Consider the following 12,283-nt stretch of genomic DNA (forward strand, 5'->3'; position numbering starts at 1 on the left):
CTCGTCTGTGCGGCGGCGTGCCGGTGTGCCCGCCCCCTGCTGCCTGGCTTCGGCCGCTGGCGGCCTGCTCGACGCCTGCGACCTTATGGCCGCTCGGACCGGACCCCCATCTCCTTTCCGGATAAAATCAAGCCGCCACCTGGCCAAACTGGAAGGGCGGACGGGAGCGCCGGCCGCCCGGGAGGGAGCCCCGTGCCGCCGACCCTCGGTGCCGTGCTGCGCATTCCCCGCCTCGGCCTGCGGCTGCGGGCCGGCGGCGACGACGCCGGCGCCCGCCGGGTGCGCTGGGTCGCCATCAGCGAGCTCACCGACCCCACCCCCTACCTGGAAGGCGGCGAGCTGGTGCTGACCACCGGCATCCGCTGGCCGGAGGAGCCGAGCCGGGACGCGGCGCTGTCCTACGTCCGCCGCTTGGCCGACCGGGGCGCGGCCGGGCTGGGGTTCGGCGTCGAGGTGGCGCACGACGACATCCCGGCGCCCCTGCTGGAGGCGGCCGCGGAGGCCGGCCTCCCGCTCATCGAGGTGCCCCGCCCCACCCCGTTCATGGCGGTGGGAAAGGCCGTCTCCCGGCTGCTCGCCGAGGAGGAGTACGAGGGGCTGACCCGCGCCTTCGACGCCCAGCGCCGGCTCACCCAGGCGGCCCTGCGCGGCGAGGCCGCGGTCGTCGAGCGCCTCGCCACCGAGCTGGGCCGGGCCGCCGCGCGCGCCGGGAGGGAGGGCGGCGCGCCGGAGCCGCACACCGGCGGGCCGCCGGCCGGGCCCGGCGGGGCGGCCCCGGGGGCCCGGGAGGAGGCCGGCGCCGCCGGCGGCTGGGTCCTCCTGCTCGACCAGGACGGCCGCCCCCGGCACGCGGTGCCGCCGGCCGCCGCGGAGCGCGCCGCCGGCCTCGCCGGCGAGGTGCGCCGGCTCCGCGACTCCAAGCGGCCCGCCGGGGCCTCGGTCGCCGCGCGCGGGGAGACCGTCGCGGTGCAGGCCCTGGGGGTGGCCGGCCGGGTCCGCGGCTTCCTGGCGATCGGCGCCGCGCACCGGTTCGGCCCCGACGAGCGGACCCTGGTCAGCGCCGCGGCCTCACTGCTCTCCCTGGAGCTGGAGCACCGCGACCCGGCCGGCGGCGACCTGGTCGGCGGCCTGGTGGAGGCCCTCCTGGAGGGCGGCCTGGACCTGGCCGGCGCGGACCGGCTGCGTGCCGCCCTGCCCGACCCGCCGCTGGTGGTGGCGGTGGCCGAGGCGCCGTCGGAGGACGCCGCGGCGCCGCTCCCCGCGGTGGCGGGCGACTGCCTCGCGGCCCGGTTGCCGGCCCGGGCCGAACCGGAGCCGGCGGCCCGGAGGGCCTCCGGCGGGGGCGGGCGGCGGACGCGGATCGCGGTGCTGGGCCCGGAGGCCGCCGACCCGGCCGGGGTGCTGGCCGGCCTCACCGGGGGGCCGGTCGGCGCGAGCCGCCCCGCGCCGCTGCCCGGCCTGCCCGCCGCGCGCGCCGAGGCCGAGCGCGCCCTGGAGGCGGCGCGCGGCGAGGGCGCCGGGGTGGTCCGCGCCGCCGAGCTCCCCGGCGGCTTCCTCGGGCTGGTCGGCGGCCCGGCCGGGGCCCGCATCGCCGGCGAGGTCCTCGCCCCGCTCACCGGCCGCCGCTCTGCGGCGGACCTGCTCGCCTCGCTCCGCGCCTACCTCGCCGCCTCCGGCCGCTGGGACGCCGCGGCCGAGTCGATCGGCGTCCACCGGCACACCCTCCGGTACCGGATCAACCGGATCCGCGAACTGCTCCCCGGAGACCTCGACGACCCCGACTACCGCACCGAGCTCTGGCTCGCCCTGCGCACCCTCGAACGCGACCGGGGCTGAGGGCCGGAGAACTTGAATCACCTCCGTTCTGTACAGATAACGAGGCAGAATATGGGTGTCCTGGTGGCATGGCGAACCTGTCTCTCACTGAAGCCCGCAACCGTCTCTCGGAGCTCGTGGACGAGGTCGAGCGCACCCACGAGAGAGTGGTGATCACCAGGCATGGCAGAGAAGCGGCGATCCTGATCTCCCCGGACGATCTGGCGATGCTGGAGGAGACGCTGGAGGTGCTGGCCAGTCCAGAGCTGATGCGCCAGCTCGCCGAGTCCAAAAAGGACATCGAATCCGGTGACGTCCTCGACGCGGAGAGAGTGGCCGCGCTGATGGCGGAACGGAAGACGCCCCGGTGACCTCTGAGCCCTACACGTTGAAGATGACGAGTGCCGCCGGGCGCGTGCCGGCCGCCCGCCTTCCGGAGAAGGCCGCCACCGCGGTGCACGAGTTCATCACGGGGCCGCTTCTGGAGAATCCCCATCGCCTGGGCAAACGGCTTCTCCTTCCACCATGCGAAGGCATGAGATCAGCGCGGCGGGGTGCCTACCGGGTGCTCTACCTCATCGATGAGGAGGCGCACGCTGTGACGGTGACCGCCATCGAGCACCGGGCGGACGCTTACCGCTCGCGCTGAGCGGTCGCCAGGCCGGGGGACACCGGCCTCGGGCGGGGAAACGGAGGCGGGGCGGAGGGGAGGGGGCCGAAAAGGGGCGGGGAAAAGGGCATCCGGGAGGAATCCGCCGTCTTCCTGCGGGAAGGCGGGGACCGGCGGAGAATGGCCGTGATGGCGCTGGGTGGCCTTCCGGTCACCGGGCGGTACCGATCCCTCCTCGACACGTGAGGTGCGACGTGGCGGTCCCCCAGCACGACCCGACGGTGCACGGCGACCCCGGGGCGCGGCGGCCCGCGGCGGTCCGGGTGCTCCCGGCCCCCGCGCAGGCGGAGGGGCCGGTGGCGGCCGTCGCGGTGCCGGACGCGGTGCGCCGCAGCGTGGCCCGCTCCCCGCAGGCGGCCGCCGAGGAGCGGGCCGCCGCCCTCCTCGGCCACTACCGGGAGTGCCTGGCCCGGGAGGACGAGCTGGAGCACCTGATCGACCCGGGCGAGCCGCCCGCGGGCCGCTGGGCGATGCTGCCGGGCGGCGTCGAGGAGCTGCTCAGCGGCGCGGAGAGCAGCATCGGCATCCCGCCCGGCGCCGCGGGCCCGCTGGACGGGGCGCGCGGCGGCCGGCTCCGCTACGGCTACCCCCTCGTCGTGCTCGCCGCCCGGGACGCCGCCGAACCGGACGACCACCTCCCCGTCGGCGGGGCGCCCCCGGTCCCGGCGGACCGGCCGCTCCGGGCCGCACCGCTGTTCGTCGCCGACGCCCTGGCCGCGCCCGCGGCGGCGGGCGGCCGGCCGCGGATCCGGCTCTCCGGCCCCCCCGAGGTCAACCCGGCCCTGCTCCGCTTCCTGGGGATCGACACCGCCCAGGAGTTCGCCGCCTTCCGGGAGGCGCTGCGCGGCCCGGACCGCCCCGGGCTGCGCGACGCCGCGCTGACCGTGCTGGCCCGGCTGCACATCGAGCGGATCGACGACGTCGACCCCGGCCTGCTGCGCGGCCCCGTCCCCCTGGCCGACCTGCGGCCCGGCGCGCACAACACCGCCCTGCTCTTCCGGGCCGGCCCCGGTGCGGACGCCGGGACCGGGGACCGGGGCTCCCACCCCGGCCGCACCGGGGTCATCGCCGACCTCGACCCCGGGCGCAAGGACGCGGTCCGCCCCGAGCGGGCCGCGGCCACCGCCCTGGGGCCGCTCCTCGGCGGGGCCTCCCGGACCCGGGACGAACCGGTCCTCCCGGTGGCGGCGGAGCGGCTCGGCGAGGAGCACCACGCCGCCCTGGACTCGGCGATGCGCCGCACCCTCACCGCGGTCGCCGCACCTCCGGGCACCGGCGCCGGCCCGCTGGTCGACGCCGCGGTGCGCACCGCCCGGGCCGACGGGCAGAGCGTCCTGGTCGCCGTCCCGGAGGACCGGCTGCCGCCGTTCCCCGGCGCCGGCCCCGGCGGCGGACCGGGCGGCCCGGTGATGCGGGCCGGCGGCCCCGGGGCGCGCGCCGTCGAGGCGGCCGTGCTCACCCGGCTCGCCGGACCTGCCGGTGAGCCCTCCGACCACGTGGCCCGGCGGCGGAGCCTGCGCGACGACTGGGGCCGGGTGCGGGAGGCGTGGCGGGCGATCGACGCGGCGGCCTCCGGCGGGCACGCCCTGGCCCTGCTCGCCGCCGAGCGCCGCCGCCTCGCCGACCAGGGCTGGGACCCCGAGGAGCTGTTCGGGGCGGCCGGCCGAGAACCCGGCTACTGGCTGCGCCGCGCCCGGCGCGCCCGGGAGGGCGGCTTCACCGGGCTCGCGCACCGCTCCGCGATCCGGCGCGACCTGGGCGTGGAGCCCACGGCGGAGAACCTGGACCTGCTCTGCCGCGCCGCGGCGCTGGAGGAGGAGTGGCGGGCCGCGCTCGACCGGCGCGGGCGCGCCGCCCCGCTGCCCGAGCTCCTCTCCGGCCTGGACGCCGCGCTCGCCTGCCACCTGCTCTCCGGCGCCGCCCACCTGGAGGCCGCCGAGGAGCGCCGGACCGCCCGGGGGCGCTCCGCCATCGCCGACCGGCTGGAGGCGCTGAACCGGCCGGACGACCCCTGGGGCGGCTTCGCGCGGCTGCTCGCGGCGGTGCCCGCGTGGTCGGTCGCGGTCCGCCGGGCCCGCGCCCTGCCCCCGGTCCCGGGCCTGTTCGACCTGGTGGTGGTGGCCGAAGCGGACCGGTTCAGTACCGCCGAACTGGTCCCGCTGCTGTACCGGGCCAAGCGCGCGCTGGTGATCGGCGACCCGGCGGCGCCCGCCCCGGCCGCCGCCCTGGACCCGGAGGAGGAGCGCGCCATGCGGGAGCGGGCCGGGCTGCCCGCCGACCGGCCGCCCCGCCACGGAGGCGCGACCGGGTCGGCCTACCGGGCGTGCGCCGCGGCGGCGGAGGAGTCGGGCGGGGCCGTGCACCGGCTGGAGGGCCGGGACGGTACCCACCCCGAGATCACCGCCCTGGCCGCCCGGCACTGCTACGGCGGTCGGCTGCACGCGCTGGCCGACCCGGAGGCGCTGCCGGTCCGCTCCGGGCCGGCGGTGGAGTGGCGGCACGCCCCGGGCCGGTGCGAGCCGGTGCCGGGCGGCTCCGCGGTCAACCGGGACGAGGCCTACCGGGTCGCGGTCCTGCTCCAGCAGCTCGACGGGTCGCTGCCGCCCGGGGCGCGGATCGGCGTCATCGCCCCGTTCCAGGCGCAGTGGACGCTCCTCCGCCGGCTGCTGCGCCGGCGCACCTTCGCGCACGAGGTCCGGGTGGGCGGCGCCGGGCACTTCCGGCTCGGCGGCCGCGGCGAAGGCCTCTGGGACGCGCTGGACGGCGGCGCGGTCGACGTCATGGTGGTCTCGGCGACCGGCGTCCCCGAGGGGTGGCGGCCCTCCCCGGGCGACGCCCCGAGCCGGGCGTGGGCCGCCGCGCTCACCCGGACCCGGGCCCGGCTGATCGTGGTGGGGGACAGGGCGCACTGGTCCGGCCAGGACGGGACGGGCGGCGCGCTGTGCCGGTCGGCGAGCGCGGAGGCGACGGCCCCCGGAGGGGCGGGGGCCGCACCGGGCGCCGGCGAGCCGCCGGCCCCGGCGCCGCTCGCGCTGCTGGCCGCGCTGCGCGCCCGCGGAGCCGGGGCCGAACCGGGCCCCGGCGTCGCCGGGTACCGCGCCGACCTGCGGGTGCGCACCCCCGACGGGACGCTGCTGGTCCTGGTCGACCAGGCCCGGACCGGCATCGGGCTGCGCCGCCTGCTGCACCGGGGCCGGCTGCTGGAGCTCCGCTCCGGCGAACCGGTGGTGTGCGTGCCGGCCTGGCGCTGCCTCAGCGCCCCCGACTCCGCCGCGGCCGAGGTCCTCGCCGCCGCACCGGAGGGGCGGCGGAACCTCCGCGACTGACGCCGCCGGCCCCGTGCGGCGGTGGCCGGACCGCCCGCCGGCGGGGAGCCGGGGACCTCGGCCCCTGCCGAACCGCGCTTCCGGGACCGCCGGCGCCCCGGGCGGTGGGCCGCCCCCGGTCGCGGCCGGGCTCCGCCGTCCGGTCCGGGGCCGAGCCACCCCGGGGCGCCGGCCCCGGGCGCGGGTCAGGGAGGGCGCCCGGGGCCGCAGCCCGGTCCGCGGCGGGGCGGAGAAGGGCGCGGATCCGGGCCGGGACCCGCCCGCGGCGGCCCCCCGCCGCCTCCGGCGTTCCGGGCGGGCCCGCCCTCGCCGGAGCCCCGGGACCGGGCACCGCCCGCCTCCGGATAGAGTGCGCTTCGGTCCGCGCGGAGCGGGCCGCGGAAGGTGTACGAACAGGCCGGGCCGACCTGCCCGGGGACGAGGGGGCGGGGTGCCCGAGGGCCACACGCTGCACCGGTTGGCGGCGCACTTCACCGAGAACTACGGGGGCGCCCGGCTCCGGGTGTCCAGCCCGCAGGGCCGGTTCGCCGACGGGGCGCGGCGCTTGGACGGGCGGGTCCTGGAGGAGAGCGAGGCCCACGGCAAGCAGCTCTTCCTCGGCTTCGACTCCGGCGAGTGGCTCCGCGTCCACCTGGGCCTGTACGGGGCGTGGACCTTCGGCGACGCCGACGGCGAGCGGTACCTGGGCGCGCCCCGGGCGCCCGGCGGCCGCAGCCGGGACCTGGCGCGCGACGCCGAGGGGTTCGTGGTGCCGCCCGAGCCGGTCGGCGCGGTCCGCGCCCGGCTGGTCAGCGGCACCGGCTGGGTCGACCTGCGCGGCCCCTCCGCCTGCGAGGTGATCGGGGAGGACGCCAAGCTCGCCGCGCAGGCCAGGCTGGGGCCCGACCCGCTGCGCGCCGACGCCGACCCCGAGCGGGCCTGGCGCACCGTCTCCCGGTCCCGGACCACCGTCGCGGCGCTGCTGATGCGCCAGGACGTCATCGCCGGCATCGGCAACATCTACCGGGCGGAGGCGCTGTTCCGCGCCGGCATCGACCCCTACCGGCCGGGCCGGGACGTCGACCGGTCCGAGTGGGAGGCGCTCTGGGAGGACCTGGGCGAGCTGCTCCGGATCGGCGTCCGGGAGGGGCAGATCGTCACCACCCGCCCCGAGCACCGGCCGGACCCGGACGCGGCCCCGGTGCCCCGGCCCGACACGCTCTACGTCTGCTACCGCACCGGTGAGCCGTGCCGGGTCTGCGGCACCGGGGTGCGCTCCGCGGAGCTGGCCGGGCGCACCCTCTACTGGTGCCCCGGCTGCCAGAAGAAGTAGCCGGGGCCGTGCCGCCCGCGCCGGACCGGCGCGGGCGGCGGGGGATCAGTGCGCGGCCGGGTGCTCGGTCGCCAGGTCGACCCCGGTGCTGTCCTCGAAGGTCTCCAGCAGGCGCTCCGCCTCGGCCGGGTCGTCGGCGGACTCGACCTCCTCGGCGGTGAGCATCAGCAGCTCGGCCTTCTCCTCCACCCGGCCGCGCTCCAGCGCCTCGCCGGTGTCGGCGCTCTGGCCGCCGAAGGCCCGCACCGCCGCGTAGTAGATGTCCGCGACGCCGCGGCACACCCAGTCGCCGTCGCAGATGCCGTACAGGTCGTCGCGGAACACGTTGTCGATGCGCGCCCGGTTCTCCTCGGTGAACCGCTCCTGCAGCTTGAAGTTGCGGTAGCCGAAGTCGTGCCGGGCGCAGCCGGGCAGGAAGTCGTTGCCGAGCGGCTGGTCGGGGGAGTAGGAGCAGCCGTCGTTGGACCAGTCGAGCTGCCCTTCGTAGGGCCGGTCGGCGCTGACCGAGGTGAATTCGCCGAGCGAATAGGCGAAGACGTAGTCGTCGGTGATGCCGCGGACCTCCTCCGGGGGGAGGGTGTCCGCGGCGGCCGGAGCGGGGGACGCCGCGAGGGCGGCCAGGGCTGCGAGTGCGGTGGCCGCGATGACGCGCGGGCGGCCGGCGGGGGAGACGCGCATTCGGGTCCTCTCCGTATGCATCGGGACCGGGCCCCGGTCGGGGCCGGTCTGAAACGGGGGAATCGGGTGGTGCGAATCGGATTCCCGGTGCTGCGGAGCAGCGTGGGACACGGGTGCCCACAGGTGTGACAGGGGTGATTCTGCTGGTCGGGGATGAGATGCGCAGAGTGGGGCGCCTGCGCATTGCCGGGTTTTTACCCGGCGGCCGGTGACTTTACCCCGGTGGTGCGTCCCGGCGCGAGAGGTTCGGGCGGCCGGGTTCGGCGCTCGAGGCGGACGCGGTCCGCGCCCGAGTCCCGGGGCGGCCGGTCCGGGCCCGCGGCGCTCCGGTGCGCGGGTCCGCCCGGCCCTTTCCCCTCTTCTCCTCCGCGGGGCCGGGCCTTCCGGTCGGCCGGCGCCGCCCCGGGTATCGGAAGATCGGTTTCCGGGGCGGTCGCCCGCCGAATCGGAAAAAGTGAAGGAGTAGTGGCTCCGAGGTAAGGGCGGAATTTTCGGACTTCCCGCCCGCAACATCGTTCACCAAGGTGATTCCCGGTGTGAAACCGCACCTGAAGGGGTGGAAGGTGCGGATTTGCCGTGGCAGTGCTTTTCCCTCTGGGTCCGGTAAGGCGCGGAAAGGAAACGTTTCCGTTGACGGCCGATCACGGCGCCGCCGCCGCGGGAAAAAGAAAATAGGGTCCGGGCCAGTTCCCGGAAGTGCCACCAACCCCCGGATGAGGTGGACAGTGTTCACGAGGACGTCCAAGAGGTTCCTCGCGCCCCTGGCGGCGGCCGCGGCCACCGCCGTCGCCGCCGCGGGGTGCGCGCAGAGCGAGCGGGACGCCGGCGGCGACCCCAACGAGAGCAGGCCCCTGGTCTTCGCGGGCGCGGGCGACCCCCGCTCCCTCGACCCGGTCCTCGTCAACGACGGGGAGAGCTTCCGGGTCACCCGGCAGGTGATGGAGACGCTGCTCAAGCACGAGCCCGGCGGCACCGAGATCATCGGCGGCCTCGCCGAGAGCTGGGAGTCCAACGAGGAGGGCACCGAGTGGACCTTCCAGCTGCGCGAGGGCGTCACCTTCCATGACGGGGAGGCCTTCGACGCCGAGGCGGTCTGCGCCAACTTCGACCGGTGGAACGAGTTCACCGGCGGCTACCAGAGCAGCAACCAGACCTACTACTGGCAGGCCGTCTTCGGCGGGTTCGCGGAGAACGAGGACGAGGACCTGCCCGAGTCGCTCTACGAGTCCTGCACCGCCGAGGGCGACACCACGGTCACCATCGCCGTCACCGAGTCCTCGGCCGCCTTCCCCGGGGCCTTCAGCCTGAGCTCGTTCGCGATCATGAGCCCCGCCTCCATCGAGGCCGCGGCGGGCCAGGAGGTCGGCGGGGACGAGGGCTCCCCGGTGCTCCCCGACTACAGCCAGGAGGCCGGCGTGATCGCCGGGACCGGCCCCTACACCTACGAGTCCTGGGACCACGACGCCAGGGAGGTCACCCTCGAGCGGTACGACGACTACTGGGGCGAGCCGGCCGGGGTCAAGACGCTGATCATCAAGACCATCTCCGAGGAGACCGCCCGCCGGCAGGCACTGGAGGCCGGCGACGTGCACGGCTACGACCTGGCCGCGCCCGCCGACGTCCGGCCGCTGGAGGAGGCCGGCTTCCAGGTCCCGGTCCGCGACGTGTTCAACGTCCTCTACCTGGCCTACAACCCCGAGGCGGACGAGGCCCTGGACGAGCCGGACGTGCGGCGGGCCATCGCGCACGCGGTCGACCGGCAGCGCATCGTCGACACCATCCTGCCCGAGGGCGGCGAGGTGGCCACCCAGTTCGTCCCGGAGACCGTCCAGGGCTGGTCGCCCGACGTCACCGCCTACGAGCACGACCCGGAGAAGGCCGCCGGGCTGCTGGAGGACGCCGGGGAGTCGGACCTGACCCTCAACGCCTGCTACCCCACCGACGTCTCCCGGCCCTACATGCCGGCGCCCAAGGACATCTTCGACATCGTCCAGGCCGACCTGGAGGCCGCGGGCATCGCGATCGAGCCCGAGTCCAAGCCCTGGGACGAGTACATCCCCTACACCGACGCCGGCGAGTGCAGCCTCTACCTGCTCGGCTGGACCGGCGACTACAACGAGGCCTACAACTTCCTCGGCACCTGGTTCGACGGCTACAAGACCGCCTGGGGGTTCCGCGACGACGGCGTCTTCGAGGCGATGGAGGCGGCCGCCTCCGAACCCGACCCGGAGGCCCGCACCGGCCTCTACCAGGAGGCCAACGAGGTGATCATGGACTACCTGCCGGGCCTGCCGATCTCGCACTCGGCGCCCTCCATCGTGTTCTCCCCCGACGTCGAACCGCCGGCGGTCAGCCCGCTCACCCAGGAGAACTTCGCCGAGGCCTCCTTCCGCTGACCGGAGCCCCGGACCCGGCGAGAGGGGCCGGGGCGGCGCCCGCCGCCCCGGCCCGCAGACCCACCGACGACCGGCGGCCGGCCCCGGCGGGCCGGCCGCTCCGACAGGCAGGCGGCTGCAACGGTGCTCCGTTTCATCACCAGGCGCGTCCTGACGGCCGTGCCGACCCTCTTCGGCCTCTCGGTCCTGCTCTTCTTCTGGGTGCGGCTGCTGCCCGGAGGACCCGAGTACGCGCTGCTGCCCGAGGACGCCTCGGCCGAGCAGCGGGCGGCACTGCGCAGGGCGATGGGCCTGGACGACCCGATCCTCGAGCAGTACGGCCGGTTCGTGCTGCAGCTCCTCCAAGGCGACCTGGGCACCTCGCTGCAGACCGGGCGGCCGGTGCTCACCGAGTTCCTGATCAAGTTCCCGGCCACCGCCGAGCTCGCCGCCATGGCGATGCTGTTCGCGGTGGCCATCGGCATCCCGCTGGGCTACCTGGCGGCGCGCCGCCGCGGCGGGCCGCTGGACGCGCTGGCCGTCGGCGGCTCCCTGCTGGGCATCTGCACCCCGGTGTTCTTCCTGGCCTTCGTGCTCAAGCTGGTCTTCGCCGAGCAGCTCGGGCTGTTCCCGTCGGCCTTCCGCCAGTCGCCGGGGCTGGACGCCACCCGGATCACCGGCTTCTTCGTCGTCGACGGGATCGCCACCCGGGAGTGGGACGCCGCCGCCGATGCGCTCATGCACCTGGTCCTGCCCGGGCTGGCGCTGTCCAGCATCCCGCTGGCGGTGATCGTGCGGATGACCAGGGCCAGCGTCATCGAGGTGCTGGGCGAGGACTACGTGCGCACCGCCGAGGCCAAGGGGCTGCACCGCGGCACGATCCGCACCCGGCACGTGCTGCGCAACGCGATGCTCCCGGTGGTGACCGCGATCGGCCTGCTCAGCGGCAGCCTGCTGGCGGGCGCGGTGCTCACCGAGAGCGTGTTCGCCTTCGGCGGCATCGGCGAGTTCATCTACGCGGCGACGCAGACCCGCGACTACCCGGTGCTGCTCGGCTTCATCCTGATCATCGCCACCGTCTACGTCCTGATCAACCTGCTCGTGGACATCTCCTACAGCCTCCTCGACCCGAGAGTGCGGGTGAGCTGATGACGGCCAGGACCGAACGGATCGACCGGCTGGCCGAGCTGGTCGCCGCCCGCCGGGAGGACGGCGCGGGGCGCGGGGTGTGGCGCGAGGCCTTCGCCCGGATGCGCCGCGACCCGATGGCGATCACCGGCGCCGCCGTCGTCGGGGTGTTCCTGCTGGTCGCCGTCTTGGGCGAGCTGATCGCCCCGTACAGCCCCACCGCGCAGACCTGGGGCACCGAGGTCTTCCCCAACCGCAACGTGTTCGTCGGGCCGCGCGCGGAGAACTGGCTCGGCCTGGACAACCTCGGGCGGGACCAGTTCTCCCGGATGGTGATCGGTGCCCGGCAGACGCTGCTGGTCGGCGTGGTGGCCGCCGGGCTCGGCTTCACCGCCGGGGCGCTGCTCGGCGGGGTGTCCGGGGCCGCCCACACCCTCGGCGGCCGGGCCGGCCGCCGGATCGACACGGTGCTGATGCGCCTCACCGACATGATGCTGGCGCTGCCCACCCTGCTGCTGGCGGTGAGCATCGCGGCCCTGCTCGGCCAGGGCCTGACCACGGTGATGATCGCGGTCGGCGCCGCGCAGATCCCGATCTTCGCCCGGCTGCTGCGCGGCGCGATGATCGCCCAGGGGAGCCGGGACTACGTGCTGGCGGCCCGGGCGCTGGGCGCGCGCCGGCGCCGGATCGCGCTGGCGCACATCCTGCCCAACTCGATGGGGCCGGTGCTGGTCCAGCTCACCCTGAGCCTGGCCACCGCCATCATCGACGCCGCCGCCCTGTCCTACCTGGGGCTGGGCAACCCCGACCCGTCGGTCCCCGAGTGGGGCACCATGCTCGCCGACGCCCAGCGGTTCCTCGGCGGCGCACCGCAGCTGGCGGTCTTCCCCGCGCTGGCGATCATCGTGACCGCCCTCGGCTTCACCCTGATGGGCGAGGCGATGCGCGAGTCGCTCGACCCGAGACTGAGGAAGTGAGC

General features: G+C 76.4%; 9 protein-coding genes. 8 read left to right on the forward strand and 1 reads right to left on the reverse strand.

Going from position 1 to position 12,283, the window contains the following annotated elements; all coding sequences use genetic code 11:
- Nucleotides 1–192: 192 nt before the first annotated feature.
- The 5 genes from J0910_RS09000 (at nt 193) to J0910_RS09020 (ending at nt 7,123) form a co-directional block, all read left to right on the forward strand.
- Entirely contained in the window at nt 193–1,836 is a 1,644-nt protein-coding gene (locus J0910_RS09000; protein WP_420158064.1) for a PucR family transcriptional regulator, read from the forward strand.
- Between the two features lie 68 nt (nt 1,837–1,904).
- On the forward strand, nt 1,905–2,186 hold the full coding sequence (locus J0910_RS09005; protein WP_420158065.1) for a type II toxin-antitoxin system Phd/YefM family antitoxin: 282 nt from the start codon (nt 1,905–1,907) through the stop codon (nt 2,184–2,186).
- The gene (locus J0910_RS09010; protein WP_420158066.1) at nt 2,183–2,464 is read left to right on the forward strand and encodes a type II toxin-antitoxin system RelE family toxin; all 282 of its coding nucleotides are present in this window, start codon (nt 2,183–2,185) and stop codon (nt 2,462–2,464) included. The genes J0910_RS09005 and J0910_RS09010 overlap by 4 nt, the downstream gene beginning before the upstream one ends.
- 215 nt (nt 2,465–2,679) lie before the next feature.
- Entirely contained in the window at nt 2,680–5,811 is a 3,132-nt protein-coding gene (locus J0910_RS09015; protein WP_420158067.1) for an AAA domain-containing protein, read from the forward strand.
- Nucleotides 5,812–6,241: 430 nt separating this feature from the next.
- The gene (locus J0910_RS09020; RefSeq protein WP_420158068.1) at nt 6,242–7,123 is read left to right on the forward strand and encodes an Fpg/Nei family DNA glycosylase; all 882 of its coding nucleotides are present in this window, start codon (nt 6,242–6,244) and stop codon (nt 7,121–7,123) included.
- Nucleotides 7,124–7,168: 45 nt separating this feature from the next.
- Here the strand turns inward: J0910_RS09020 and J0910_RS09025 are convergent, their stop codons facing one another.
- The gene (locus J0910_RS09025; RefSeq protein WP_420158069.1) at nt 7,169–7,801 is read right to left on the reverse strand and encodes a phospholipase; all 633 of its coding nucleotides are present in this window, start codon (nt 7,799–7,801) and stop codon (nt 7,169–7,171) included.
- Nucleotides 7,802–8,526: 725 nt separating this feature from the next.
- Between J0910_RS09025 and J0910_RS09030 the strand changes: the two genes are divergently transcribed.
- From J0910_RS09030 to J0910_RS09040, 3 genes are all read left to right on the forward strand, one after another.
- Entirely contained in the window at nt 8,527–10,197 is a 1,671-nt protein-coding gene (locus J0910_RS09030) for an ABC transporter substrate-binding protein (RefSeq protein ID WP_420158070.1), read from the forward strand.
- A gap of 123 nt (nt 10,198–10,320) precedes the next feature.
- Entirely contained in the window at nt 10,321–11,325 is a 1,005-nt protein-coding gene (locus tag J0910_RS09035; RefSeq protein WP_420158071.1) for an ABC transporter permease, read from the forward strand.
- Nucleotides 11,325–12,281, forward strand: coding sequence for an ABC transporter permease (locus J0910_RS09040; protein ID WP_420158072.1), 957 nt, complete (start codon nt 11,325–11,327; stop codon nt 12,279–12,281). Before J0910_RS09035 ends, J0910_RS09040 begins: the two co-directional genes overlap by 1 nt.
- The last annotated feature ends 2 nt before the right edge of the window (nt 12,282–12,283 follow it).

Source organism: Nocardiopsis oceanisediminis, assembly GCF_048595525.1.
Classification (GTDB): Bacteria; Actinomycetota; Actinomycetes; order Streptosporangiales; family Streptosporangiaceae; genus Nocardiopsis_A; species Nocardiopsis_A oceanisediminis.